The organism is Phycicoccus sp. Root101 (genome assembly GCF_001426245.1).
Lineage (GTDB): Bacteria > Actinomycetota > Actinomycetes > Actinomycetales > Dermatophilaceae > Pedococcus.
The window spans coordinates 68,169-93,182 of sequence record NZ_LMCM01000006.1; the positions used below are offsets into that span (position 1 = coordinate 68,169).

Genomic DNA, 25,014 nt, shown 5'->3' on the forward strand with positions numbered 1-25,014 from the left:
CAACGCGATGCGACGGGCCCTGGCGCGGGCCAGGGACGGCAAGGCCCTCGACGGTGCGGAGGCCCTGGTGCTGCTGGGGGCTCGCGGTGAGGACCTCGAGCAGCTGTTCACCTCGGCGAGCCGGGTCCGTGACGCGGCCATGGCCGCCGCGGGTCGACCCGGGGTCGTCACGTACTCGCGCAAGGTCTTCATCCCCCTCACCCGGTTGTGCCGCGACCGTTGCCACTACTGCACGTTCGCCACCGTCCCGGGTCGTCTCCCCGCGCCATACCTCTCACCGGACGAGGTGCTCGACATCGCGCGGGCAGGGGCGGCGCAGGGCTGCAAGGAGGCGCTGTTCACCCTCGGGGACCGGCCCGAGGACCGCTGGCCGGCGGCGCGGGAGTGGCTGGACGCCCACGGGTACGACGACACGCTGTCCTACGTCCGCGCGATGTCGATCCGCGTGCTGGAGGAGACGGGACTGCTGCCGCACCTCAACCCCGGCGTCATGTCGTGGTCGGACCTGCAGCGACTCAAGCCGGTCGCCCCGTCGATGGGCATGATGCTGGAGACGACGTCGCGAGCAGTGTTCGAGGAGCCCGGGGGAGCCCACTTCGGGTCGCCGGACAAGGACCCGGCGGTGCGCCTGCGGGTGCTCGAGGACGCCGGCCGGGTGGGGGTGCCGTTCACCACGGGCATCCTCGTCGGCATCGGGGAGGACGCCCAGGACCGCGTCGACAGCATCCTGGCGATCCGCCACGTGGCACGGGAGTACGGCACCGTCCAGGAGTGCATCGTCCAGAACTTCCGGGCCAAGGACGACACGGCGATGCGGTCGACCCCCGACCTCGGGGCGGAGGAGTACCTCGCCACCATCGCGGTGACCCGACTGCTCCTCGGCCCGACCGTCACGGTCCAGGCCCCGCCCAACCTGTCCGAACCAGCCGAGATCGCGCGCCTGCTCGCCGCGGGTGTCGACGACTGGGGCGGTGTCTCGCCGGTCACGCCGGACCACGTGAACCCCGAGCGCCCCTGGCCCGAGATCGAGCGGCTGGAGCAGTGGACGGCGGACTCCGGGCTGCGACTGGCCGAGCGCCTCACGGCGCACCCGCGGTTCGTTCGCGGAGGCCTGTCCGGTGACGAGCCGTGGTTCGACCCCCGCGTCCGCCCCCATGTCGAGGCCCTTGCCGACCCGGTGACCGGTCTCGCCCGTGAGGGCGCCGTCGCGACCGGGCTGCCGTGGCAGGAACCGGACGGTGGTGTCGCCGACCTCGGCGCCGGCACGGGCCGCACCGACCTGCACGCCAGCATCGACACGACCGGTCGGACCGCCGACCGGCGCAGCGACTTCGACCAGGTCTACGGCGACTGGAGCGAGGTCGCGACGCGCATCGACGGGTCCGCGACGTTGTTGCCCAGTGACGCCCGCGCCGCCCTGGCGCGCGCCGAGTCGGACCCGGCCGGTCTCTCGGACGCCGACTACCTGACGCTGTTCACCGCCGACGGCGCGGACCTCGAGGCCCTCACCTCGCTGGCCGACCACCTGCGACGCGAGGTCGTCGGTGACGACGTCACCTACGTCGTGAACCGGAACATCAACTTCACCAACGTCTGCTACGTCGGCTGCCGGTTCTGCGCGTTCGCACAGCGCAAGACCGATGCCGACGCCTACACGCTCTCGCTCGAGGAGGTCGGCACCCGCGCCGCGGAGGCGCAGGCGCTCGGCGCGACGGAGGTCTGCCTGCAGGGTGGGATCTCGCCCGACCTCAAGGCGGGGGCGTACGCCGACATCGTCCGGGCCGTGAAGTCCGCGGCGCCGGGCATCCACGTCCACGCCTTCTCTCCCATGGAGATCGCCACCGCGTCGGCCAAGCAGGGGGTCTCGGCCCGTGCCTGGCTGGAGGAGGTCAAGGAGGCCGGCCTCGACTCCATACCGGGCACGGCCGCCGAGATCCTCGACGACGAGGTGCGCTGGGTCCTGACCAAGGGCAAGCTGCCCGCCGACCAGTGGCTCGAGATCGTGGCCACCGCGCACGAGCTCGGCATCCCCAGCAGCTCCACGATGATGTACGGCCACGTCGACCACCCGCGCCACTGGGTCGGCCACCTGCGCCGTCTGCAGGAGCTGCAGGACCGCACGGGCGGGCTGACCGAGTTCGTGCCGCTGCCCTTCGTGCACACCAACGCCCCGGTCTACCTCGCCGGCCTCGCCCGACCCGGGCCCACGTTGCGCGACAACCGCGCCGTCCACGCCGTCGCGCGCCTCATGCTGCACGGCCGCATCGACCACGTGCAGACGTCGTGGGTGAAGCTCGGCGTCGAGGGCACCCGGGCGATGCTCACCGGCGGTGCCGACGACCTGGGTGGGACGCTCATGGAGGAGACCATCAGCCGGATGGCCGGCTCCGAGCACGGGTCCGCCAAGACCGTTGCCGAGCTCACCGAGATCGCCGGCGGCATCGGTCGTCCGGTGCGGGAGCGCACGACGACGTATGGCGCCCCCTCCCGCACCGTCCCTGCCTGAGCCCGGGCGGGTGGCGGCGGGGTGCCGGTTCCGGCACCCGGTCCGGGTTCGGTCGGTGCGACGGCCACCCGTACCCTTGACGCGTGAAGACCTTCGACGACCTGTACGCCGAGCTGGCCGAGAGGGCGGTGACCCGGCCCGAGGGCTCGGGCACCGTCCGTGAGCTGGACGCCGGCGTGCATGCCATCGGGAAGAAGATCGTCGAGGAGGCGGCCGAGGTCTGGATGGCTGCCGAGCACGAGGGCAAGGAGCGCACGGCCGAGGAGATCAGCCAGCTGCTCTACCACCTGCAGGTGCTCATGATCGCCTCCGACATCAGCCTCGACGACGTCTACACCCACCTCTAGGAACCACCGCCATGCTGCGAATTGCCGTACCCAACAAGGGCTCCCTCTCCGAGGCCTCCGTCGAGATGCTGCGCGAGGCGGGCTACCGCGTCCGTCGTGACAGCAAGGAGCTCGTCCTCACGGACGCCGACAACGACGTCGAGTTCTTCTACCTGCGCCCCCGTGACATCGCGGTGTACGTCGGCTCCGGCACCGTCGACTGCGGCATCACCGGACGGGACCTGCTGCTCGACTCCGGGAGCGCGGCCATCGAGGTGATGACCCTGGGCTTCGGGGGGTCCACCTTCCGGTACGCCGCCAAGCCCGGCACCTGCGCCTCCGTCGAGGAGATCGCGGGCCGCCGCGTCGCGACGAGCTACTCCGGCCTGGTCGAGAAGCACCTCGCCGGTCAGGGCATCAGTGCCGAGGTCGTCCGCCTGGACGGGGCCGTCGAGACCGCGATCACCCTCGGCGTGGCCGACGTCATCGCGGACGTCGTCGAGACCGGCACCACCCTGCGCCAGCAGGGACTCGAGGTGTTCGGCGAGGAGATCCTGCGCAGCGAGGCCGTCCTGATCCGCCGCGAGGGCAGCGGTGAGACCGCGGCGGTCGAGGTGCTCCGGCGCCGGCTCACGGGGGTCATCACCGCCCGCCACTACGTCATGCTCGACTACGACGTGCCCGTCGACCTCGTCGAGGACGCCTGCGCGATCACGCCGGGCCTCGAGTCGCCGACCGTGTCGCAGCTGCAGAACAAGGACTGGGCCGCCGTGAGGGCCATGGTGCCGCGGTCACGGACCAACGCGATCATGGACGAGCTGTGGGACCTCGGCGCGCGGGCGATCCTCGTGACCGACATCGCCGCGTGCCGGTTGTGAGCGAGCGCCGGGACGACCGCGACGAGGCCACCGCCTTCGCGGTGTTCCAGCCGCGTCGCGGACGGGCCGTCGCGCTCGGCTTCGCCGCCGCGACCCTGCTGCTGTTCGGGCTCATCGCCGTCTTCCTGCCCGGCCCGGCCCAGGGCGGCACCTGGCGCACCGGTGACAAGGTCTTCTTCGCCGGGGTCGGGGTGGCGATCGCCCTGCTGCTCTGGCGGTTCGCCTCGATCCGCGCAGTGCCGACCCGTGACGGCATCACCGTCCGCAACCTCGTCACGACCCGTGTCGTGCCGTGGCGCAGCATCGTCGACGTCCGCTTCGGTGGCGGCGACCCGTGGGTCACGGTGGAGCTCGACGACACCGACACGCTGGCGATCATGGCGATCCAGAAGGCCGATGCGGAGCTCGGGCGTTCCGAGGCGAGTCGGCTCGCCGCCCTGGTCCAGGCGCTCGGGCCGTCACCGAAGAGCCCGGACGTCACCGTCGACTGAGCGCCGTCGGTGCCGGCACCACCCGGCACCACCCGGCGCCACCCGGCGCCAGCCGGCGCCACCCGGCCCCCGGTCGTGGGGTGCGTCGACGTGGACGCGTAAATCAGTGGCCTGACCAGCCGTCCGCGGTGAGACTGTCGCCGTGCGCACCCAGGCCGAGCAGCTCCAGGACGACGCGGTGACCCGTCGATGACGACCGCGATCAGTCGACCCTGCGCAGTCCCGGCCGCAGTGCGAACGCAAGGGCCACCTGCGCGAACATCAACAGGGTCAATGACATCCACACTCCGTCGAACCCACCCGTCGCATCGCGGATGGCACCCATGGTCGCGGGGCCGAGCGAGGCCAGGCCGTAGCTGAACAGGAACGCCATCCCGGCCAGTCGTGCACTGGCCGCGGGCGTGGCCGCGTAGTCGACCATGAGCACGAGGCCGAGGGCGAAGGCCGCACCCTGCCCCAGCCCGAGGACGACCGCCCAGACCCACGGCAGCGCACCGGGCGCGAGCCACAGCCCCGCCTGGCCGAGCAGCCCGAGCACGGAGAACGAGACGAGCAGGACCCTGCGGTCGTGGACCTTGTCGGTCAGGGCCGGGGCGAGCAGCCCGGAGACGAGCTGGGCCGCGGTGAACGCGCTGAGGAGGTACCCGGCGTGGGTCGGGTCCCAGCCACGGCTCGCGTACGTCGGGGCGATCCAGGCGAGGGACGAGTAGAACTCGATCGACTGCACGGCCAGGTAGGCCGCGACCAGCCAGGCGGTGGGGTGCTTCCACGGGAGCCGGGCGGGGGTCACCACGACGGGGTTGGCAGCACGGTGACGGGTGTGTCCGCGCCACACCGGGATCCAGGCGAGCGCGCCGACGAGTCCCAGCAGCGACCAGGAGCCCAGCGAGGCCTGCCACGAACCCAGCCAGCCCTGCAGCGGCACCGAGAGGGCCGACGAGGCGCCGGCGCCACCCATCATGGCGAGCATGTAGAGGCCGGTGACCAGTCCGGCGCGCTCGGGCGGGAACAGCTCCTTGACCAGCCCCGGGAGGAGCGTGCCACCGATGGCGATGCCGACCCCGGCGACGAAGGTCGCGGCATACAGGAGCCACACGTGGCCCCCGCCGAAGCGCAGGGCGAGGCCGACCGCGACGCACACCACGGACAGCTCGATCGCGCCCGCGGCACCGATGCGTGCGGCCACGCGCTGGGCCATGGGCGCGAACGCCCCCATGCACAGCACGGGCAGCGTGGTGAGGGCGCCGAGGGCCGCGTTGGACAGCCCGAGGTCCGTACCGATCGACGCGACGACCGGGGGGACGCTGGCCATCGCGGTGCGGAGGTTGACCGCCACGGCGACGAGTCCGAGAGCCATGAGCCACAGGGGCGGGAGGTGGTGTCGTCGCGCAGTCATCGGCGCCAGTCTGTCAGGGCGGCGGTCAGCTCTCGTCCGCGGTGTGGGTCATGGACTCCGGCACCATGTCGCGGGCCTCCTCCAGGGGCAGCCCGGTGAGCATCAGGAGGTCCACCACCATGGAGCGGATCTGGGCACGCATGACCTCGCCCGACAGGCCGGACGACGGGTCGAGGACCGCGCTGGCCTCACCGATCCGGTGCAGACCGACCCGGGCGTGGGTGGGCAGCCGGCGCTCCGCGAGCTCGCGGGAGATGTCGGTGGTCGTCTCCGCGAGTGCCTCGAGCAGGCGCAGGTAGGCGGTGGGCACGGGTTCCTCGCGCCACGTCGCGATGGCGGCGCGGCGGACCAGGACGCGCAGGTTGCGGATGGCCCGGTCGAGGGGTTCGAGCAGGTCGGCGATGGCCAGCACCCCGGGCAGGTGCCGCCGTCGGAACAGCGACAGCCGGACCACCGCGACCCCCTCGGCGGAGAGCGCCCGGGCCTCGTCGAGCATCGACTCGGAGTCGCGGGCCCGGGACAGGGTGGCCGAGGCGAGGTCGGAGTCGCCCTCGCGCAGGGACCGCACCGTGTCGGTGAGGATCTCGCTGATCTCGGCGACCACGAGCGCGGCCTGCTGCCGCGGGCGGCGCAGGGGTGCCGCAGGGGCCACGAGGGTGAAGAGCAGGGCGATGACCCCGCCGACCACGGCGTCGAGCCAGCGGGTGAACGCGTACCCGGGGTCGGCGACGAGGGTGGTGACGATGACCGACTGCACGCCCGCCTGGGTCGTGAGCAGCATGCCCGCGCCGAGCAGCCCGGCGACGCTCATCGAGAGGACCACGACGACGACGATCTGCCAGGTGCCCGAGCCGAAGAAGTGCACGAACGCGTCGCCGACGAACACCCCGACCGCCACGCCGAGCATCACCTCGCCGACCCGCCGCAGCCGTTGGCCGTACGACAGCCCGAGGGAGATGATCGCCGTCACCGGGGCGAAGAACGGCCGCGCGTGGCCCAGGAGGTCGTAGGCGACCCACCACGCAGCCGCGGCGCCCAGGCCGCACTGGACGATGAAGAAGAGCCGGCTGACCATCCGGGCCGTGCGTGCCTTCGCCTCCTGGCGCGAGCGGGCGGCGGCGCGGGCCAGGTCCTGGGAGGTGGGGGTGCGCGTGCGCGCGGCGCCGCGCCGGAACCGCGCGCGGGCCCGGGTGATGCCGTCGGGGCTCACCCGCGTCAGCCGTTCGTGCGGTCGACGGCGGGGGAGGACATGGGCCGAGTATGGCGCTGCGCCGGGTCCGAGGGCGCGTCGAGTCCCACCGTGGTGTCCACGTGGAGGTCGGCGCGTGCCCGGGTGCCGTCCGCTGCATACAGCGCCTGCTCCTGGGCGGCCCAGCGGTCCCAGAACTCGGCGTAGCCGGGGTCGCGGGCGAGTCCGCGCTCCCGGCGCTGGGCCGGGTCGGCGTCGACCCACACGAGCACTGAGAGGAGCTCGCCGCCGGGCAGGGCGCCCGACCCGCACCCTTCGAGGACGACCACGTCGCCGGAGGCCTCGTGCCACTCCGCGTACGCGCCGGTTGACCAGTCCCACCGCCGGTAGCGGGCGGGCCGTCCTGCCAGCAGGGGGTCGACGACCCACTCGCGCACGCGCTCGGTGGAGGCGGCGAGCCCGTCCCACCCGGGGTAGAGGTCGTCCATGTGGATCGTGGGGGCGCCGAGCGCGTCCGCGACCTCGGCCGCCAGCGTCGTCTTCCCGGCACCGCTCGGACCGTCCACGGCGACGAGCCGCGTTCCCCCGCAACGGGGTCGGCTCGCGGCGACCCGCCGGACGATGCGGTCGACCGGGTCGACTCCGTCCATCTCGCGGCCGCCTGACATGCGCCCCACCCTAGATCGGTAGCCTTCCCGGGTGAGTGTCGCCACCCGGGTCATCCCGTGCCTCGACGTCGACGCCGGCCGCGTGGTCAAGGGCGTCAACTTCGCGAACCTGCGCGACGCGGGGGACCCCGTGGAGCTGGCCAAGCTCTACGGCGAGCAGGGCGCCGACGAGCTGACCTTCCTCGACGTGACGGCCAGCAGCGGCAACCGCGAGACGACGTACGAGATGGTGAGCCGCACCGCGGAGCAGGTGTTCATCCCGCTGACGGTCGGCGGGGGAGTGCGGACGATCGCCGACGTCGACAGGCTGCTGCGCGCCGGCGCGGACAAGGTGGGGGTCAACACCGCGGCCATCGCGCGACCGGAGTTGATCGCCGAGATCGCCGACCGCTTCGGTTCGCAGGTGCTCGTCCTGTCGGCCGACGTCCGGCGCCGCCGGGACGAGGCGGGCGCGTTGACCGGGGGCTTCGAGGTGACCACGCACGGGGGTCGGCAGGGCACCGGCATCGACGCGGTGGAGTGGTGCGCCCGCACGGCCGAGCTCGGTGCCGGCGAGATCCTGCTCAACTCGATGGACGCCGACGGCACCAAGGACGGGTTCGACCTCGAGCTCATCGGGCTGGTCCGACCGGAGATCTCCATCCCCCTCATCGCCAGCGGCGGAGCCGGGCAGGTCGGTCACTTCGCCCCGGCGGTGCGGGCCGGCGCGGACGCCGTGCTGGCCGCCAGCGTCTTCCACTTCGGGGAGCTGACGATCGGTGACGTCAAGGACGCCCTGCGCGCGGACGGTCTCGCCGTCCGCTGAAGCCGCCGGCCGTCGGCCACGTGCCCCCGCAGGGTGGGCGGCGGCGCAAGATGCGCCGGATCGCCTCAGTCGAGCAGCTTGCGCCGGATCGCCTCAGTCGAGCAGCTCGAGGCGCACCGTGACGGGGTCGCCCTCCTCGATGCCCTCGGACGCACGGACGGCCTTCTTGACGGGCAGCACGTACGAGCCGTCCTCGTCACCGGCCCCCGCACTCGGGAAGATCGAGGTGGTCCAGGTCGTGCTTCCCACCGTGGCCCGCACCCGGACCGACCCGAACCCGCGCGGTGGTCGGGGCCGCTCGCGCACGACCTCGGCAGCCTCGTCGTCCAGCGTGACGAAGTACCAGCTGTCGCGGGCACCCCACTCCCACAGCGGCCCCGTGAACCCGACCTGCTCGCCCATGGGTCAAGGGTAGGCCGCACCCCCGTCAGGGGCCGGTCAGCCGAGCCCGAGCTGCGCGCCCCAGAGGGCCTCGACCGCCTCGTCGCTGCCGGTGACCTCGACCTCGGCCACCCGGCGACGGCCGTAGGCCGCGAGCAGCAGCTCCACGGGCGAGCCCTCGAGGACGACGGTGCCGAGCTCGGTGGTGGAACGCGCGTGCAGGGACCTGCCGTCGGGATCGCGCAGGACGACGCCCACGGGGCTGCGGCGGAAGAGCAGCCGGCCCAGGCGGTTGAGCGAGCCCCACACGGCCCGTTCCTCCCGCAACGACATCGTGCGCCTCGGGCCGCGGGCCCCGTCGCCGCGCAGCACGTCCTCGTGGTGGATCACGAACTCCACGAGGTTCACGGCGTCGTCGAGCCGGGGGAGCCGCACCGGTGACCAGGCTGGTGGACCCGAGCGGACGAGGTCGACGAGCTCGGGCCACGGCTTCGCGGCATACGCGGCCTGTCCCTCCTCGAGCCGGGAGGCGAGCGCGGGCACCCACACCCCGGGGGACAGGTCGGGGCGCCGGTCCCGGATGACGAGGTGCGCCGCGAGGTCGGCCGTCGTCCACGGGGAGCACAACGTCGGTGCGTCCGGCCCCGTCGCGAGGAAGGTGTCGCAGAGGGCGTCGCGCTCGAGGCGGGCGAGGTGGGTCATGTGCCCATCATGCGTCCTGGCGGTCGGCGACGGCGCAGTCGGTGCCGCGTGAGAGGCTTCGGTGTTCCCACTCGTGCACCACCCGGAGGTTCCCTGTGTCCGTCGACGCCGCGCCGTCGCTGCGCCGCAGCCTCGGCATCGTGGGAGTCGGGATCCGCCGCGAGCCCCGCTGGTTCGGGCTGGCCGTGGCCGGAAGCGCCCTCTACGGCGTGATGACCGTGCTGACCGCCTGGGCCATCGGCAAGGTGACGCGGGAGCAGATCCAGCCCGCGGTCGCTGCCGGAGGCGTCACCGGTGCCCAGCTGTGGACGATCTTCGGCTGGGTGGCCGGCGTGGTCGTCGTCAACGTCGTCGGCGTCGTCATCCGCCGGGTCGCCGCCGGCTACACGATGTACAACGTGGCGGCCGGGTACCGCCGCGAGGTCACCCGCCAGTACCTGCGTCTTCCCCTGTCGTGGCACCACCGCCACCCGTCGGGGCAGCTGCTGTCGAACGCGAACGCCGACGTCGAGGCGACCTGGAACGTGTTCGCCCCGCTGCCCATGGCGCTCGGCGTCATCATCATGCTCGTCGCGGGCATCGTGCAGATGGTGCTCGTCGACCCGGTCATGGCGATCATCGGCCTGACCGTGTTCCCCGCGCTGTTCCTCGCCAACATGGTCTTCCAGCGCTCGATGTCCCCCCGGGTGTCGCGCGCGCAGCAGCTGCGGGCCGAGGTCAGCGAGGTCGCCCACGAGAGCTTCGAGGCCGCCCTCATCGTCAAGTCGATGGGTCGCGAGGAGCAGGAGGCGCGACGCTTCGAGGAGGTCACCCGCCGCCTGCAGGCCGCGAACGTCGAGGTCGGCCGCACCCGTGGCACGTTCGACCCGGTCATCGAGTCGATCCCCACGCTCGGCACGCTCGCGGTGCTCGTCGTCGGCGCGCACCAGGTCGCGAACGGCGTGCTCGAGCCGGCGGCGGTCGTCCAGGTGGCCTACCTCATCTCGGTGCTCGCGTTCCCCGTGCGGGCGCTCGGCTGGGTGCTCGGGGAGCTGCCGCGCACCGTCGTCGGCTGGGACCGTGTCGACGCCGTCCTCAAGGCCCGTGGTGAGCTGGAGTTCGGCGACGAGTCGTTGGTCCGCACCGGCGCGGCGCGCTCCCGGCTGGACCACGTCGACTACTCCTACGACATCGTCGACGAGCACGGCGTGGAGTCGAAGTTCCAGGCCATCCACGACGTCAGCATCGACGTGGCCGCCGGGTCCACGGTGGCCCTCGTCGGCCCGACGGGGTCGGGCAAGTCGACGCTGACCAACCTCACCCTGCGACTGGTCGACCCCGACCGTGGCGAGGTCACCCTCGACGGCACCGACCTGCGTCGCGTCGCCCGCGGCGGGGTGTCGTCGGTCGCGGCGCTCGTGCCCCAGCAGACGTTCATGTTCGACGACACCGTGCGGGGCAACATCACGCTCGGCCTCGACTTCACCGACGACGAGGTCTGGGCCGCGATCGAGGTCGCCCAGGCGACCGGGTTCGTCCAGGCCCTCGGCTCCGGACTCGACACCCGGGTGGGCGAGCGTGGCGCTTCCCTCTCCGGTGGTCAGCGTCAGCGGATCGCGTTGGCCCGGGCCATCATCCGTCGCCCCCAGCTGCTCGTCCTCGACGACGCGACGAGTGCCGTCGACCCCGCCGTGGAGCAGGCGATCCTGGCCGGCCTGCGCCGGTCCAGCGCCGGCACCACCGTCCTCGTGGTCGCCTACCGCATGTCGACCATCACCCTCGCCGACGAGATCGTCTACATCGAGCTGGGCCGGGTCGTCGACCACGGCACGCACCGCGAGCTCCAGGCGCGCTGCGCCGGCTACGAACGCCTCGTCACCGCCTACGCGCGGGAGGCCGCCGAGCGCGCCGCGGTCATCGCCGACGAGGAGGCCGCCCTCGCCGCCGACGTGGACAGCGCCGAGGAAGGGGTGGACGCACCATGAGCACCTCCATCGACGCCACCTCGGGCCTCGGCACGCTCGCGACCCTGCGCCGTGGGCTCGACCTCTCGCCCGAGCTGCGCCGCGGCCTGGGGGTCACCCTCGCCCTCGCCGCCGTCACGACGGTCGGTCGCGTCGTCGTCCCGTTCGTGGTCCAGAAGACCACCGACAACGGGCTGCTCGGCAAGAACGGCCCGGACCCCGGTCTCGTGACGCAGTACGTCCTGCTGGCCCTCATCGCCGTGGCCGCGACAGCGGTCACCGCGTATGCCGTGAACGTGCGCCTGTTCCGCGCCTCCGAGGCGGGGCTGGCGACGCTGCGGCTGCGGGCGTTCCGCCACATCCACGACCTCTCGATGCTCACCCAGAACACCGAGCGCCGGGGGTCGATGGTCAGCCGCGTCACCAGCGACGTCGACACGATCTCGCAGTTCGTGCAGTTCGGCGGGATCATCCTCATCCTCAGCCTCGGCCAGATCGCCGTGGCCACGGCCCTGATGCTCTTCTACAGCCCGCTGCTGACGGCCGTCGTCTGGCTCTGCTTCGTGCCGTTGCTGTTCGTCATCCGCCGGTTCCAGGCGATCGTGGGCCGCGCCTACACCAAGGTCCGCGAGCGCGTGGGCGACCTGCTCGCAGCCGTCTCCGAGTCCGTCGTCGGTGCCGCGACCATCCGCGCCTACGGCGTGGAGGAGCGCACGGCGCACCGGATCGACACCGCCATCGAGGACCACCGGGCCGCGGCGATCGGTGCCCAGGTGCGCTCGGTCGTGGCCTTCTCCTCGGGGCAGCTCGTCGCCGGGCTGACGCTGGCCGTCGTCCTCGTCGTGGGGACCATCCAGGCGGTGCACGACGACCTGAGCCTCGGGCAGCTGCTGGCGTTCCTGTTCCTCGTCAACCTCTTCACCCAGCCGGTGCAGCAGGCCACCGAGATCCTCAACGAGCTGCAGAACGCCGTCGCCGGCTGGCGCCGCGTGATCGGCGTGGTCGACACCCACGCCGACGTCGCCGACCCCGGCGACGCCGGGCAGGTGCTGCCGCGCGGTCCGATCACCGTCGAGTTCGACGACGTCTCGTTCGCCTACCCCGGCGGCGACACCGTCCTGCACGACGTCAGCCTGTCCATCGCTCCTCGGTCACGGGTGGCGATCGTCGGCGAGACCGGTTCGGGCAAGTCGACCCTGGCCAAGCTGCTCACACGCCTGATGGACCCGACCGACGGGACGGTCCGCATCGACGGCGTCGACCTGCGGGACGTGCGGTTCTCGTCCCTGCGCGAACGCGTGGTGCTCGTGCCGCAGGAGGGCTTCCTCTTCGACGCGACCCTGCGGGAGAACGTGCGCTTCGGCCGGCCCGACGCGACGGACGCCGACGTGACGCTGGCCATCACCGAGCTCGGGCTCGACGCCTGGCTCGCCGGCCTGCCGCAGGGCCTGGCCACCGAGGTCGGGCAACGCGGCGAGTCGTTGTCGGCGGGGGAGCGTCAGCTGGTGGCGCTGGCCCGGGCCTACCTCGCGGACCCCGACCTGCTCGTGCTCGACGAGGCCACCTCGGCCGTCGACCCCTCCACCGAGGTCCGGCTGCAGCGGGCCCTCGAAGGGCTCACCCGCGGGCGCACCTCGGTCGCGATCGCGCACCGCCTCTCCACGGCGGAGGCCGCCGACGAGGTCGTCGTCGTCGACCAGGGCCGCATCGTCGAGCGCGGGCCGCACCGTGACCTCGTGCGGGCCGGCGGCGTGTATGCCGCGCTGCACGCCTCCTGGTCAGCCCAGCAACGCGGCTGACGGGGCCTGCTCGCTGCCGGTCGTTCGCTGCCGGTCACGGCTGTCCACACCCGGGTGGGACGGTCCGCACTCGTGGCTGTCGGTGGGCTGTTGCATGATGGGTGGTGGACGGCCTGGTCGACAGCCCGGTCGCCCCGATGACCCGCGGATCCTGAGTGGATCCGGCCCGGACCGCGAGGGGCAGCACCAGTGAGCACGACAGCCGCACGACACTCCGCATCGCGCCATCCGAGCGGGGAGGACGATTCCACCCCGATCGGCCTGGAGGACGCCCGCGCCCTCATCGAGGGTCTCGCCCTCGCCGACCTGCCGGTGGGCACCGTGGGCCTCGAGGTCGAGGGCCACGCCGTCGTCTGGGACGACCCCACGGCCCGGCCCTCGTTCGAGGTCCTGTCCGCGGTGGCCTCCCGGTGCGCCCAGCTCCCGGCGGGTGGGCGCACCAGCCTCGAACCCGGTGGCCAGGTCGAGGTCTCCTCCGCACCACACCCGGACATCGGCACCGCGCTGGTCGCCATGGCCCAGGACACCGCCCACCTGCGCGCAGCCCTGGCCGCCGAGGGACTCGGGTGGGCCCTGCTCGGCAGCGACCCCCTGCGACCGCCGCAACGGCTCAACCCCGCCCAGCGGTATGCCGCGATGGAGCGCTTCTTCTCGGCCAGCGGCCGCACCCGTGACCACGGCGCCACCATGATGTGTTCCACCGCCGCCCTCCAGGTGAACCTGCAGCCCGGGCACCCCGACCAGTGGTCCGACCGCGTCCGACGGGCTCAACGGCTCGGGCCGCTGCTCACCGCGATCAGCGGCAGCTCGGCCTACCTCGCAGGGCAGGACACCGGCTGGCACTCGGCCCGGCAACGAGCCTGGACCGGGCTGGGGGAGCTCCGGGCCGGGCCCATCGACGACCGCGACCCGGCGCGCGCCTGGGTCGAGCGTGCGCTCGAGGCGCCCGTGGTGCTCGCCCCGCCCCGGGCGACCGGGGTGCCGGACGACCGCCCCGCCCCGTCGTTGCGCGCGTGGATCACCGACCCCGGCGACTGGCCGGCGGCGACGGCCGCCGACGTCCGCCGCCAGCTGACGACGTTGTTCCCGCCCGTGCGGTTGCGCGGGTGGCTGGAGCTGCGCTGCCTCGACTCCCTGCCCGATCGGTGGTGGCCCGCCGTGGCCGCGCTGACGACGTCGTGGATGGACGTCGAGGAGATCCACCCCGTCGTCGACCGGGCCGTCGCCGCCACGGCCGACCGGTGGCACGAGGCCGCGAGCGACGGCCTCGGCGACCCGGCCCTGGGACGGGCCGCCGCCACCTGTCTCGAGGCCGCACTGTCCGTGGTGCCCGAGGGCGTCCGGCCCGCGGTCGAGGAGCTCACCGACCTCGCGGTGGCGGGACGCAGTCCCGGCACCCTCATCGTCGACGACCTCCGCAGGCGGGGGCCTGCGGTCGTCCTGGAGGAGATGTCCCGTGCCTGACCCGTCCGCACCCACCACCGCGCCGACCCCGTCCATCCCGGTGCTGCCCACCGCGACGGAGGTCGCCCGCGACCTCGAGCTCGCGCGTGAGCGCACGACCTGGCTCACCGAGCTCGACGAGGCCGAGCTGTTCGCCCAGCACAGCCCGATCATGAGCCCGCTCGTCTGGGACCTCGCGCACATCTCGCAGCAGGAGGAGCTGTGGCTGATCCGCGGTGGCGACCCGGCCTGTCCGGGGATGCTGCCCGCCGGGGTCGACGCGCTCTACGACGCGTTCACCCAGCCCCGTGCGATCCGGCCCCGCCTGCCGCTGCTGCCCCCGGTCGAGGCCCGCCGCTACGGGCGCGAGGTCCGCGGTCGGGTGCTCGACGCGCTGGAGCGGGCGGACGACGTCTTCCCCTACGCCATGGTGGTGCAGCACGAGGAGCAGCACGACGAGACCATGCTGGCCACGTTGCAGCTGCGCTCGGGAGCCCCGGTGCTGACCCCGACGCGCCAGCTGCCGCCGGGACGACCCGTCGCGCCCGGCTCGGTGCTCGTCCCGGCGGGCGAGTTCGTCCTGGGGGTCAGCGCCCTCGAGGAGCCGAGCTCGCTCGACAACGAGCGCCCCGGACACGTCGTCGACGTCCCCGCGTTCCGCATCGGCCGCGTCCCCGTGACGAACGCCGAGTGGCAGGGCTTCGTCGAGGCCGGTGGGTACGACCGCGAGGAGCTGTGGTCGGCTCGCGGCTGGGCGCACCGGCACGAGGCCGGGCTCGAGCGACCCATGGCATGGCGCGGCGACGGCACCCGGGTGCGCTTCGGGGTCGTCGAGGACATCCCGTCCGACGAGCCGGTGCAGCACGTCAGCCACTTCGAGGCGGAGGCCTTCGCCCGCTGGTCGGGAGCGCGGCTGCCCACCGAGGTCGAGTGGGAGAAGGCCTGCGCCTGGGACCCGCAGGCAGGGCGACGTCGTCGCTGGCCCTGGGGATCCGCGGCGCCCGGCCCCAAGCTCGCCAACCTCGGTGGCGGAGCCCTGCGCCCCGCACCGGTGGGCTCGCTCCCGGCCGGCGCGTCGGCATACGGGGTGGAGCAGCTCGTCGGGGACGTCTGGGAGTGGACGTCCTCGGCGTTCGAGCCCTGGCCCGGGTTCAGCCCGATGCTCTACGCGCAGTACAGCGCCCCGTTCTTCGGCGGGGACTACCGCGTCCTGCGCGGTGGCTCGTGGGCGACGGCGGCGTCGACGGTGCGGCCGTCGTTCCGCAACTGGGACCACCCGTTCCGCCGGCAGATCTTCACCGGCGTCCGCCTCGCCTGGGACGCCTGATGTGCCGGCACCTCGCGTGGTTCGGGGCGTCGCGCTCGGTGGCGTCGCTCGTCCTCGACGCCCACCACGGTCTGCTCACGCAGTCGTGGGCTCCGCGCCGGCAGGCCCACGGCACGGTCAACGCCGACGGCTGGGGCATCGGGCTGCACCCGGAGGGCGGGGGAGCGGCGGCCCGTTGGCGCTCCGACAAGCCGATCTGGTCCGACACCAACCTGGCCTCCATGGCGCCGCACCTCGTCGCCGGCCGGGTGATCGCCGCGGTCAGGTCGGCCACCGAGGGGATGCCGGCGGACGCGACGGCGGCAGCGCCGTTCCTGCACGACGGGTGGCTCGTCTCGCACAACGGCAGGGTCGACCGGGCCGCCGTCGGACCCAGCCTCGACGCCGAGTCAGCCTGCGACGCGGCGCTGCTCGCCGCGCGCGTCGTCGCCGCGGGTCCCGAGCGAGTGGGGGCCACCCTGCACGACATCGCCGACGCCGACCCGGCCGCGCGTCTCAACCTGCTGCTGCTGTCACGGGACCAGCTGCTCGCCACGCGCTGGGGCGACACGCTGTTCGTGCGGCATGACGACGACGGCGTCCTCGTGGCGAGCGAGCCGGACGGGTCCACCGGCTGGGAGGAGGTGCCCGACCGGCACCTCGTCACGGTCACCGCTGCGGGCGTGCGGGTCGCGCCGCTCACCAGCGGCTGACCCGCGGACCCGCCCGACCCGTCGCTTCGGCACAATGGCCCGGTGACCTCACCCGCAGCCCTCGACCCCCGGATCGCCGCCCGGCTCAAGCGTGACGCCCAGGGCCTCGTCGCCGCGGTGGTGCAGCAGCACGACAGTGGCGAGGTGCTCATGCTCGGCTGGATGGACGACGAGGCGCTGCGCCGCACCCTGACGGAGGGGCGCGTGACCTTCTGGTCGCGCAGCCGCGAGGAGTACTGGCGCAAGGGCGACACCAGCGGTCACGTGCAGCACGTGCGCTCGGTGGCGCTCGACTGCGACGGCGACGCGCTGCTCGTGCGGGTCGACCAGGTCGGCGCCGCGTGCCACACCGGCGACCACACCTGCTTCGACGCCGGCGACCTCGGCGCGGTGGTGGCCACCGATGGCTGAGGCACCCGTCGGCGCCGACCGGCCCGCGGGTGACGTCGCCCCCGACCTGTCGTTCGGCACGACCTGGCCCTCCCTGGAGACCTTCCAGCTGCTGGCCCGTGACCGTCGCGTGATCCCGGTCGTCCGGCGCCTCATGGCCGACGCCGAGACGCCTGTCGGGGTCTACCGCAAGCTGGCCAAGGACGCCCCGGGCACGTTCCTGCTCGAGTCGGCCGAGCACGGTGGGGTGTGGTCGCGGTACTCCATCGTCGGCGCCGCCAGCGGTGCCGTCCTCACCGAGCGTGACGGCCAGGCCCACTGGGTCGGGGAGGCTCCGGTCGGGGTACCCACCACGGGCAGCCCGCTGGACGCCCTGCGCGACACCGTGGCCGTGCTCGCCACCGCCCCGATCGAGGGCCTGCCCCCGCTGACCGGCGGCATGGTGGGTGCCATCTCGTACGACGCGGTGCGGCACTGGGAGAAGGTCCCGTCGGAGGTGCCCGACGAGCTGGGCATCCCCGAGATCACGATGATGCTCGCCACCGACCTCGCGGTCCTTGACCACGCGGACGGCTCGGTGCTACTCGTCGCCAACGCCGTGAACTTCGACGGGACCGACGAACGCGTCGAGGATGCCTGGGCGGACGCGGTCGGGCGGCTCGACGCCATGACGAGCGACCTCGCGGCGGCGGCCCCCAGCACCGTGTCGACGGTCGACGGTCAGGCCTTCGACCGGGCCCGGGGTGACGTGCGCAGCAACTACTCGCAGCCGGACTTCGAGGAGATGGTCGAGCAGGCCAAGGAAGACATCCGTGCGGGCGAGGTCTTCCAGGTCGTTCTCTCGCAACGGTTCTCGACGCCGTGCCCCGCTGACGCCCTCGACGTCTACCGGGCGCTGCGCACCTCCAACCCCAGTCCCTACATGTACCTGCTCCGTCTGCCCCTGGCCGACGGGACGGCGTACGACGTCGTGGGGTCGTCGCCGGAGGCGCTGGTCAAGGTGACCGGGCGGCGCGCCATCACCCACCCCATCGCGGGGTCGCGCCCCCGCGGCAAGACGCCGGAGGACGACCTGCGGCTGGCGGAGGACCTGCTGGCCGACCCCAAGGAGCGGGCCGAGCACGTCATGCTCGTCGACCTCGGGCGCAACGACCTCCAGCGCGTCTGCCGGGCCGGCACCGTCGACGTCGTCGAGTTCATGAACGTCCGCCGCTACTCCCACGTGACCCACCTCGAGTCCACGGTGGTCGGCGACCTCGCACCCGGCCACACGGCATACGACGTCCTCGCGGCGACGTTCCCGGCAGGCACCCTGTCCGGCGCGCCGAAGCCGCGCGCGCTCAGCCTCATCGAGCACTACGAACCCAGCCGCCGCGGCATCTACGGCGGCGTCGTGGGGTACCTCGACTTCCACGGAGACCTCGACATGGCCATCGCCATCCGCACCGCCGTCATCAAGGACGGCACCGCCCACGTCCAGGCAGGGGCCGGCATCGTCGCCGACTCGCTGCCCTCGGCGGAGTTCGAGGAGACGGTCAACAAGGCCGCCGCCGCCCTCCGGGCCGTCGCCACCGCCGGCGCCCTGCGGACCGTCCGGTGAAGCACCTCAGACCGACGTCCAAGCTCACCGTCATCCTGCTCGCCCTGATCGGGGCCGGCGTCCTGCTCGCCAGCGGCGGCCGCACCTGGGTGACCGGCACCGTCGACGACCCGGTCCTCGGTGCGAGCCGCATCCTCGGGACGGGCAGCGAGCTCGCGAGCGGGGTCGTGGCCCTGGCGCTCGTCGCTGCGGCCGCGGCCCTCGCCAGTGCCACGAGCGGGCCGGTCGTGCGCCGGATCACCCTCGTCGTGCTCGCCCTGGCCGCGCTCGGGGAGGGTGTCGTGGCCGCCCGGATCGCGCTCGACCCGGCGCAGTCCCTCGGTGCCGTCGCCGCGCGGTCGCTCGGACGGACCGGGTCGATCGAGACCCATGCCACCCCGACGTCCTGGCCGTGGATCTCCGTGGTCGCCAGCGTGCTGCTGCTCGTCGCCGCCGTCGGCGGCTGGTTCGGCGCGGGGTCGTGGCGCGGCCTGGGGGCGCGGTACGAGGCCCCGGGCGCGACGGCGGGTGCGCGTGGCCAGCGGGTGGCCAGCGACTGGGACCGGCTCGACGCCGGCGACGACCCCACCACGCGCGACGACGCGCCAGGCACCTGACAGAATGGCTCCGAACGACCTCCCCTCACTTCCCCAGGAGTCCCGCACCATGGCAGAGCACGAGATCCACGAAGACCACGGCCACAGCGTCGCCGCGTGGACGGCCGTCGGGGTCCTGCTCGTGGGCACCGCCGTCATGGCTCTCGCGGTCGCCATCGCGAACGTCCCGCTGTTCTTCGTCGGCGTCGGGGTCTGCGTCGTCGGCGTGGTCCTGGGCAAGGTCCTCGGGATGGCCGGCTTCGGCGCCAAGGACGTCCCGCCGGTGACGAGCGACTCCCAGAAGACCTCCGGCGTCAGCTGAGCCGTGACGGTCGCGGCCAGCCGCCTCCCGGAGCCGCTCCGCGCCCCGCTGCTCGTCGGTGCCGGTGGGTTGCTCACGGCCGCCGCGCTCCTGGCCCGTGACCCGCACACCGCGGGCTCGTGGCCGGTCTGCCCGATCCTTGCCCTCACCGGCGTGCCGTGCCCGGCCTGCGGTGGCCTGCGCGCCACCCACGACCTCCTCACGGGTCACGTCGTGGCCGCCCTGTCGAGCAACGCGTATGCCGTGCTCACGGTCCTGCTCGCCGCCGGTGCGTATGTCGCGTGGCTGGCTGCCGCCGCACGGGGGCGGCCCCTGACCTGGCTGCGGCGTTCGTCGTGGGTGGGTGGGCTCTGGGCCGTCGGGCTGCTGGCGTTCGGGCTGCTGCGGCTGCTGCCCGCCTTGTCCGTACTGCGACCCTGACGCGGCGCCGCCGGACCCGATCTATAGCCTGTCAACCATGGCCACCGTGCTCGACGAGATCGTCGCTGGTGTCCGCGAGGACCTCGCGGACGCCGTGTCCGCGACCCCTCCCGCCAGGATCGAGCAGCTCGCCCGCGACGCGGCTGCCGCGCTCGACGCCGAAGCCGCCCTGCGCCGGCCCGGGTTGTCCCTCATCGCCGAGGTGAAGCGGGCCAGCCCGAGCAAGGGGGCCCTGGCCGACATCGCCGACCCCGCCGCCCTGGCCGCCGACTACGAGGCCGGTGGTGCGACCGCGGTGAGCGTCCTGACCGAGCGCCGCCGGTTCGGTGGCTCCCTCGACGACCTGGATGCGGTGCGGCGGGCCGTGCGGATCCCGGTGCTGCGCAAGGACTTCATGGTGGAGGACTACCAGCTGTTCGAGGCCCGGGCCCACGGCGCCGACCTCATCCTGCTCATCGTCGCCGCCCTCGCGCAGGACGACCTGGTCCGCATGCAGCAGCTGGCCCGCGACCTCGGGATGACCGCCCTCGTGGAGGTCCACGACGAGGACGAGACGGCCCGTGCCGTCGACGCCGGTGCGTCGGTCATCGGCGTGAACGCCCGCAACCTCAAGACCCTGGCTGTCGACCCCGACACCTTCGGGCGCCTCGCGCCCCTCATCCCCGACACCTGCGTCAAGGTGGCCGAGTCCGGGGTCTCCGGACCCGCCGACGCCGCCCGCTTCGCCGGTGAGGGCGCGGACGCCGTGCTCGTCGGGGAGGCACTCGTCCGGGGCAGTGCGCCACGACAGGCAGCCCACGACCTCATCGCGGCGGGAGCCCACTCATGACCGACCAGACGCCTGCCACCCCTGCGCACGGGCTCGTGCCCGAGCCCGTGGCCCGACCGGGCCGCTTCGGCGACTTCGGCGGCCGCTACGTCCCCGAGGCGCTGATCCCCGCGCTCGAGGAGCTCGACGAGGCACGGCGCAAGGCGATGGTCGACCCCGAGTTCCTCGGCGAGCTCGAGCGGCTGCACCGCACCTACACGGGTCGTCCCAGCATCATCACGGAGGTGCCCCGGTTCGCCGAGCACGCCGGAGGCGCCCGGATCATCCTCAAGCGCGAGGACCTCAACCACACGGGCTCGCACAAGATCAACAACGTGCTGGCGCAGGCCCTGCTGACCAAGCGGATGGGCAAGTCCCGGGTCATCGCCGAGACCGGCGCCGGCCAGCACGGCGTCGCCACTGCCACGGCGGCGGCACTCATGGGGCTGGAGTGCGTCATCTACATGGGCAAGGTCGACACCGAGCGCCAGGCGCTCAACGTCGCCCGCATGCGGATGCTCGGTGCCGAGGTCAGGCCGGTCCCCACGGGCAGCGCCACGCTCAAGGACGCCATCAACGACGCCCTGCGCGACTGGGTGACCAACGTCGAAGACACCCACTACATCCTCGGCACCGTGACCGGCCCGCACCCGTTCCCCGAGATGGTCCGCGACTTCCACCGCATCATCGGGGTCGAGGCGCGGGCCCAGGTGCTCGACACCGCGGGACGGCTGCCCGACGCCGTCATCGCCTGCGTCGGCGGCGGTTCCAACGCCATGGGCATCTTCCACCGGTTCCTCGACGACACCGACGTCCGCCTCATCGGCGTCGAGGCCGGGGGAGAGGGTGTCGAGGGCGGACGCCACGCGGCCCGTTTCGCGGCGAGCTCGCCCGGCGTGCTGCACGGGACGTTCAGCTACCTCATGCAGGACGACGACGGCCAGACGCTCGAGTCGCACTCGATCTCGGCAGGGCTCGACTACCCGAGCGTCGGACCCGAGCACGCGCACCTCCGGGACACCGGCCGGGCGGAGTACCGCTACGCCACCGACGAGCAGGCCATGAAGGCCTTCGAGCTGCTCTGCCGCACCGAGGGCATCATCCCCGCCATCGAGTCGGCACACGCGCTCGCCGGTGCCATCGAGGTGGGTCGTGAGCTCGGTCCGGACGCGCTGCTCCTGGTCAACCTGTCAGGGCGCGGCGACAAGGACATGCACACGGCCGCGGAGTACTTCGGCCTCATCGACGGCGACGCGGTCCCGCCCGGCACGGCCGACGAACCGGGCGCCGAGGGCGACGGGAGGACCCAGCTGTGAGCACCGCCACCGGCACGACCGGCATCGGGGTCAGCGACGTCCTGGCCCGCTGCCGCGAGGAGAACCGCGCGGCCCTCGTGGGCTACCTGCCCGTGGGCTTCCCGACCGTCGAGGGCTCGATCGCGGCGATGGTGGCCATGGTCGAGGCAGGCGTGGACATCGTCGAGGTGGGCATCCCCTACAGCGACCCGCTCATGGACGGACCGGTCATCGCGTATGCCGCGGACCAGGCCCTCAAGCACGGCGTCCGGGTCGGTGACGTCTTCACGGCCACCCGCGCCGTGCGTGACGCCGGCGCCCCGCCACTGGTGATGTCGTACTGGAACCTCATCCTGCGCCACGGACCGACCGCCTTCGCGACCGACCTCGCGGCAGCCGGGGGAGCCGGCATCATCACGCCGGACCTCATCCCCGACGAGGCCGGCGAGTGGATCGCCGCGAGCGACGCCAGCGGGCTGGACCGGGTCTTCCTGGTCGCCCCCAGCTCGACGGACGAGCGGATCGCCTCGGTCACCGAGCGCTGCCGCGGGTTCGTCTACGCCGTCTCCCACATGGGAGTCACCGGTGCGCGCACCTCGATGGGCGACGCGGCCTCGGTCATCGTCAGCCGCACCAAGGCCGCGACCGACCTGCCCGTCTGCGTCGGCCTCGGGGTCTCGACCGGCGCGCAGGCGGCCGAGGTGGCCGCCTACGCCGACGGGGTCATCGTCGGGTCCGCCCTCGTGCGGTGCCTCACGGAGGCCGCCGACCTCGAGTCCGGCATCACCGTCCTGCGGGCCCTCGTCGCCGAGCTGGCCGAGGGTGTCCGGAGCGGTCGCTGACGTGGGCGTGCTCGCCCGGCCGCGGACCCGGGACGTCATCGGTCTGCTGGCCAGGCTCGTGCTCGGTGCCGTCATCCTCGTCGCGGGACTGCTCAAGGTGGGCCACCTCGAGACGTCCGCCCGGGCGGTGCGGGCCTACCAGCTCCTCCCGTACGACGTGGCGGGGTACGTGGGGTACGCCCTGCCGATCCTCGAGGTCGCCGTGGGCGTCCTGCTCGTGCTGGGCCTGTTCACCCGGGGGAGCGCCCTCGTGGGCGGCGTCCTCATGGTGGTGTTCATCGTCGGGATCTCGTCCGCGTGGGCCCGCGGCCTGAGCATCGACTGCGGGTGCTTCGGCAAGGGGGGAACCATTGCGGCGGCCCAGACGCAGTATCCACAGGAGATCGCCAGGGACGTCGGGCTGCTGCTCTGCGCCGCCTGGCTCGTGCTCCGGCCGCGCACCGCGCTGAGCCTCGAGCGCTTCCTGTTCCCGGACCGTCACGACCAGGCCCGGATCGACCCCGACCCGCACCACGAAAGGCCCCCGGCATGACCAGCAGCAGCGCCAGCCGCAAGGCGAAGATCCAGGCGGCCACGCCGAAGTCGCAGCAGCGCAAGGGCGCCAACCCGGTGGTCGTGGCCACCGTGGTCGTGGTCGTCATCGTCGCGGCGGTCGTGACCGCCGTGATCCTCGGCAGCCGCGACAAGGAGGCGGCGACCACCGCCGGTGGGTCGTCGCTCCCCAAGGGTGCCTCCGCGATGGGAACCGGGATCGTGGTCAACCCCGGTGCCCCGGCCAACGTGCCGACGCTGGACCTCTACGAGGACTTCCAGTGCCCCATCTGCGCCGAGTTCGAGCACCGCTTCGGTGAGGGCATCACCGCCCTGGCGGAGAAGAACCAGGTCAAGCTCGTGTTCCACACGCTGAGCTTCCTGGACGACAACCTCCGCAACGACTCGTCCAACCGCGCGGCCAACGCGGCGGCCTGCGCCGCCGACCAGGGCAAGTTCCTCGAGTACCACACGGCGACGTTCGGGGGGCAGCCGCTGAAGGAGGGCGCCGGCTTCACCGACGCGGCGCTGAAGTCGTTCGCCGAGAAGGTCGGGATCACCGGAGCCGGCCTGACCACCTGGCAGCAGTGCTACGACGGCCGGGCCCACAACCAGTACGTCGAGTCCGTCCAGACCCAGTCGGAGAAGGACGGCGTCCACGGCACCCCGACGCTCAAGCTCAACGGCAAGGACGTCTCCCTCAACGGCTTCACCAACGAGTCCCTCGACGCCGCCGTCAAGGCCGCCACCAAGTGAGTGCAGCGGCGGTCCTGACCCTCCCCTCGGCCCTCCCGGCCGCCATCCCCAGCCCCACGTCCGGCGTCTGGCACCTCGGGCCGTTCCCGCTCAGGGGCTACGCCCTGTGCATCCTGGCCGGGATCGTCGCGGCCGTGTGGATCACGGGCCGGCGGCTGGCGGACCGGGGCCACCCCTCCGAGAAGGCGATCGACATCTCGGCCTGGGCGGTCCCGTTCGGCATCGTCGGAGGTCGCCTCTACCACCTCATCACCTCCCCGCAGGCCTACTTCGGCGAGGGCGGCCACCCGTGGCGCGCCTTCGCCATCTGGGAGGGGGGCCTCGGCATCTGGGGGGCCATCGCCCTCGGCGCCGTGGGGGCCTGGATCGGGGCGCGTCGCCACGGCGTCTCGTTCCACGACTTCGTCGACTCGGCCGCTCCCGGGGTCGCGGTCGCCCAGGCGCTGGGCCGCTGGGGCAACTGGTTCAACAACGAGCTCTACGGCCGGCCGACCGACGTCCCGTGGGGCCTGACCATCCACCAGTGGGACAGCGCCGCGGGACACGCGGTCCGTGACTCGTCGGGCAAGGCGGTGGTGCTCGGCACCTTCCAGCCGACGTTCCTCTACGAGTCGCTGTGGTGCCTGCTCCTCGCGCTGGTGCTCGTCGTGCTGGACCGCCGCCGGGCGCTGCGCAAGGGACAGCTGTTCGCCCTCTACGTCGTGGGGTACCCGCTCGGTCGCATCGTCTTCGAGCTGATGCGCAGCGACGAGGCCAACCACATCCTCGGGGTCCGGGTGAACGTGTGGACGAGCATCCTCGTGTTCCTGCTGGGGTTGTTCCTCTTCCGGGCGGGGCGTCGCCGCGAGGTGGCCGTCCCCGCACGCTCGGCATCTCACCATACGGAATAGGGCGGCTCACATGCTAGGACGAGAAGGGTTGTCGGTATT

The 25,014-nt window shown here is 73.1% G+C and carries 26 protein-coding genes; 21 read left to right on the plus strand and 5 right to left on the minus strand.

All coding sequences use genetic code 11. The features are described from left to right. Nucleotides 1–7 precede the first annotated feature (7 nt). From ASC58_RS07700 to ASC58_RS07715, 4 genes are all read left to right on the plus strand, one after another. Complete coding sequence (locus ASC58_RS07700) at nt 8–2,506, plus strand: bifunctional FO biosynthesis protein CofGH (RefSeq protein WP_200947786.1); 2,499 nt, start codon at nt 8–10, stop codon at nt 2,504–2,506. A gap of 83 nt (nt 2,507–2,589) precedes the next feature. Then, nucleotides 2,590–2,853, plus strand: coding sequence for a phosphoribosyl-ATP diphosphatase (locus ASC58_RS07705; protein WP_056918910.1), 264 nt, complete (start codon nt 2,590–2,592; stop codon nt 2,851–2,853). Between the two features lie 11 nt (nt 2,854–2,864). Continuing rightward, nucleotides 2,865–3,710: an ATP phosphoribosyltransferase gene (gene hisG, locus ASC58_RS07710; RefSeq protein WP_056914259.1), complete on the plus strand. Its 846-nt coding sequence runs from the start codon at nt 2,865–2,867 to the stop codon at nt 3,708–3,710. Next, nucleotides 3,707–4,201, plus strand: coding sequence for a PH domain-containing protein (locus tag ASC58_RS07715; protein ID WP_056914260.1), 495 nt, complete (start codon nt 3,707–3,709; stop codon nt 4,199–4,201). The genes hisG and ASC58_RS07715 overlap by 4 nt, the downstream gene beginning before the upstream one ends. A gap of 202 nt (nt 4,202–4,403) precedes the next feature. Here the strand turns inward: ASC58_RS07715 and ASC58_RS07720 are convergent, their stop codons facing one another. The 3 genes from ASC58_RS07720 to ASC58_RS07730 are packed head-to-tail and all read right to left on the minus strand — an operon-like array spanning nt 4,404 to nt 7,454. Continuing rightward, on the minus strand, nt 4,404–5,597 hold the full coding sequence (locus ASC58_RS07720; protein WP_235529141.1) for an MFS transporter: 1,194 nt from the start codon (nt 5,595–5,597) through the stop codon (nt 4,404–4,406). 25 nt (nt 5,598–5,622) lie between these two features. Further along, nucleotides 5,623–6,807 carry an aromatic acid exporter family protein gene (locus ASC58_RS07725; protein ID WP_235529142.1) on the minus strand — a complete coding sequence of 395 codons (1,185 nt, stop codon included), beginning with the start codon at nt 6,805–6,807 and terminating at the stop codon, nt 5,623–5,625. Nucleotides 6,808–6,812: 5 nt separating this feature from the next. Next, nucleotides 6,813–7,454, minus strand: a complete 642-nt coding sequence (locus ASC58_RS07730) for an AAA family ATPase (protein ID WP_235529143.1) — start codon at nt 7,452–7,454, stop codon at nt 6,813–6,815. 31 nt (nt 7,455–7,485) lie between these two features. Here ASC58_RS07730 and hisF point away from each other — a divergent pair, with 31 nt between their 5' ends. Then, nucleotides 7,486–8,259 carry an imidazole glycerol phosphate synthase subunit HisF gene (gene hisF, locus ASC58_RS07735; protein ID WP_056918911.1) on the plus strand — a complete coding sequence of 258 codons (774 nt, stop codon included), beginning with the start codon at nt 7,486–7,488 and terminating at the stop codon, nt 8,257–8,259. A 93-nt stretch (nt 8,260–8,352) separates the two neighbouring features. On the opposite strand, the gene ASC58_RS07740 is transcribed toward hisF, so the two are convergent. Continuing rightward, on the minus strand, nt 8,353–8,661 hold the full coding sequence (locus ASC58_RS07740; RefSeq protein WP_056918912.1) for a DUF1905 domain-containing protein: 309 nt from the start codon (nt 8,659–8,661) through the stop codon (nt 8,353–8,355). A 36-nt stretch (nt 8,662–8,697) separates the two neighbouring features. After that, nucleotides 8,698–9,342 (minus strand): TIGR03085 family metal-binding protein, encoded by a 645-nt coding sequence (locus ASC58_RS07745; RefSeq protein WP_056918913.1) that lies wholly within the window; start codon nt 9,340–9,342, stop codon nt 8,698–8,700. 95 nt (nt 9,343–9,437) lie between these two features. Between ASC58_RS07745 and ASC58_RS07750 the strand changes: the two genes are divergently transcribed. The 16 genes from ASC58_RS07750 (at nt 9,438) to lgt (ending at nt 24,975) form a co-directional block, all read left to right on the plus strand. Then, nucleotides 9,438–11,306, plus strand: a complete 1,869-nt coding sequence (locus tag ASC58_RS07750; RefSeq protein WP_056918914.1) for an ABC transporter ATP-binding protein — start codon at nt 9,438–9,440, stop codon at nt 11,304–11,306. Continuing rightward, the gene (locus ASC58_RS07755; protein WP_056918915.1) at nt 11,303–13,084 is read left to right on the plus strand and encodes an ABC transporter ATP-binding protein; all 1,782 of its coding nucleotides are present in this window, start codon (nt 11,303–11,305) and stop codon (nt 13,082–13,084) included. The genes ASC58_RS07750 and ASC58_RS07755 overlap by 4 nt, the downstream gene beginning before the upstream one ends. Before the next feature lie 189 nt (nt 13,085–13,273). Then, nucleotides 13,274–14,548, plus strand: coding sequence for a glutamate-cysteine ligase family protein (locus ASC58_RS07760; protein ID WP_056918916.1), 1,275 nt, complete (start codon nt 13,274–13,276; stop codon nt 14,546–14,548). After that, a complete protein-coding gene (gene egtB / locus ASC58_RS07765; protein WP_235529144.1) occupies nt 14,541–15,854 on the plus strand; it encodes an ergothioneine biosynthesis protein EgtB in 1,314 nt (437 codons plus the stop codon). Before ASC58_RS07760 ends, egtB begins: the two co-directional genes overlap by 8 nt. Continuing rightward, complete coding sequence (gene egtC / locus ASC58_RS07770) at nt 15,854–16,546, plus strand: ergothioneine biosynthesis protein EgtC (RefSeq protein WP_056918917.1); 693 nt, start codon at nt 15,854–15,856, stop codon at nt 16,544–16,546. Before egtB ends, egtC begins: the two co-directional genes overlap by 1 nt. A gap of 42 nt (nt 16,547–16,588) precedes the next feature. After that, nucleotides 16,589–16,957, plus strand: coding sequence for a phosphoribosyl-AMP cyclohydrolase (gene hisI, locus ASC58_RS07775; protein ID WP_056914269.1), 369 nt, complete (start codon nt 16,589–16,591; stop codon nt 16,955–16,957). After that, nucleotides 16,950–18,536 carry an anthranilate synthase component I gene (locus ASC58_RS07780; RefSeq protein WP_056918918.1) on the plus strand — a complete coding sequence of 529 codons (1,587 nt, stop codon included), beginning with the start codon at nt 16,950–16,952 and terminating at the stop codon, nt 18,534–18,536. The genes hisI and ASC58_RS07780 overlap by 8 nt, the downstream gene beginning before the upstream one ends. Beyond that, on the plus strand, nt 18,533–19,132 hold the full coding sequence (locus ASC58_RS07785; RefSeq protein WP_056918919.1) for a Trp biosynthesis-associated membrane protein: 600 nt from the start codon (nt 18,533–18,535) through the stop codon (nt 19,130–19,132). Before ASC58_RS07780 ends, ASC58_RS07785 begins: the two co-directional genes overlap by 4 nt. Before the next feature lie 49 nt (nt 19,133–19,181). After that, nucleotides 19,182–19,433, plus strand: a complete 252-nt coding sequence (locus tag ASC58_RS07790; RefSeq protein ID WP_056914272.1) for an HGxxPAAW family protein — start codon at nt 19,182–19,184, stop codon at nt 19,431–19,433. 3 nt (nt 19,434–19,436) lie between these two features. Further along, nucleotides 19,437–19,853 (plus strand): DUF2752 domain-containing protein, encoded by a 417-nt coding sequence (locus ASC58_RS07795; protein WP_056918920.1) that lies wholly within the window; start codon nt 19,437–19,439, stop codon nt 19,851–19,853. Nucleotides 19,854–19,890: 37 nt separating this feature from the next. Further along, entirely contained in the window at nt 19,891–20,682 is a 792-nt protein-coding gene (gene trpC / locus ASC58_RS07800) for an indole-3-glycerol phosphate synthase TrpC (protein WP_056914274.1), read from the plus strand. Further along, nucleotides 20,679–21,977 carry a tryptophan synthase subunit beta gene (gene trpB, locus ASC58_RS07805; RefSeq protein WP_082553079.1) on the plus strand — a complete coding sequence of 433 codons (1,299 nt, stop codon included), beginning with the start codon at nt 20,679–20,681 and terminating at the stop codon, nt 21,975–21,977. The genes trpC and trpB overlap by 4 nt, the downstream gene beginning before the upstream one ends. Beyond that, nucleotides 21,974–22,798: a tryptophan synthase subunit alpha gene (gene trpA, locus ASC58_RS07810; protein WP_056918921.1), complete on the plus strand. Its 825-nt coding sequence runs from the start codon at nt 21,974–21,976 to the stop codon at nt 22,796–22,798. The genes trpB and trpA overlap by 4 nt, the downstream gene beginning before the upstream one ends. Further along, the gene (locus ASC58_RS07815) at nt 22,779–23,330 is read left to right on the plus strand and encodes a DoxX family protein (protein ID WP_235529145.1); all 552 of its coding nucleotides are present in this window, start codon (nt 22,779–22,781) and stop codon (nt 23,328–23,330) included. Before trpA ends, ASC58_RS07815 begins: the two co-directional genes overlap by 20 nt. Beyond that, nucleotides 23,327–24,085: a thioredoxin domain-containing protein gene (locus ASC58_RS07820; protein ID WP_056918922.1), complete on the plus strand. Its 759-nt coding sequence runs from the start codon at nt 23,327–23,329 to the stop codon at nt 24,083–24,085. Before ASC58_RS07815 ends, ASC58_RS07820 begins: the two co-directional genes overlap by 4 nt. After that, nucleotides 24,082–24,975, plus strand: a complete 894-nt coding sequence (gene lgt / locus ASC58_RS07825) for a prolipoprotein diacylglyceryl transferase (RefSeq protein ID WP_082553080.1) — start codon at nt 24,082–24,084, stop codon at nt 24,973–24,975. The genes ASC58_RS07820 and lgt overlap by 4 nt, the downstream gene beginning before the upstream one ends. Nucleotides 24,976–25,014: the final 39 nt, after the last annotated feature.

Excerpts from the sequence above, each read along its gene's own strand:
- ASC58_RS07700 (WP_200947786.1), top strand. The coding sequence starts at position 8 with ATGCGACGGGCCCTGGCGCGGGCCAGGGACGGCAAGGCCCTCGACGGT.
- hisG (WP_056914259.1), top strand. The coding sequence starts at position 2,865 with ATGCTGCGAATTGCCGTACCCAACAAGGGCTCCCTCTCCGAGGCCTCC.
- ASC58_RS07720 (WP_235529141.1), bottom strand. The coding sequence starts at position 5,597 with ATGACTGCGCGACGACACCACCTCCCGCCCCTGTGGCTCATGGCTCTC.
- ASC58_RS07730 (WP_235529143.1), bottom strand. The coding sequence starts at position 7,454 with ATGTCAGGCGGCCGCGAGATGGACGGAGTCGACCCGGTCGACCGCATC.
- ASC58_RS07740 (WP_056918912.1), bottom strand. The coding sequence starts at position 8,661 with ATGGGCGAGCAGGTCGGGTTCACGGGGCCGCTGTGGGAGTGGGGTGCC.
- ASC58_RS07745 (WP_056918913.1), bottom strand. The coding sequence starts at position 9,342 with ATGACCCACCTCGCCCGCCTCGAGCGCGACGCCCTCTGCGACACCTTC.
- ASC58_RS07755 (WP_056918915.1), top strand. The coding sequence starts at position 11,303 with ATGAGCACCTCCATCGACGCCACCTCGGGCCTCGGCACGCTCGCGACC.
- egtC (WP_056918917.1), top strand. The coding sequence starts at position 15,854 with ATGTGCCGGCACCTCGCGTGGTTCGGGGCGTCGCGCTCGGTGGCGTCG.
- ASC58_RS07780 (WP_056918918.1), top strand. The coding sequence starts at position 16,950 with ATGGCTGAGGCACCCGTCGGCGCCGACCGGCCCGCGGGTGACGTCGCC.
- ASC58_RS07790 (WP_056914272.1), top strand. The coding sequence starts at position 19,182 with ATGGCAGAGCACGAGATCCACGAAGACCACGGCCACAGCGTCGCCGCG.
- trpC (WP_056914274.1), top strand. The coding sequence starts at position 19,891 with ATGGCCACCGTGCTCGACGAGATCGTCGCTGGTGTCCGCGAGGACCTC.
- trpB (WP_082553079.1), top strand. The coding sequence starts at position 20,679 with ATGACCGACCAGACGCCTGCCACCCCTGCGCACGGGCTCGTGCCCGAG.
- ASC58_RS07820 (WP_056918922.1), top strand. The coding sequence starts at position 23,327 with ATGACCAGCAGCAGCGCCAGCCGCAAGGCGAAGATCCAGGCGGCCACG.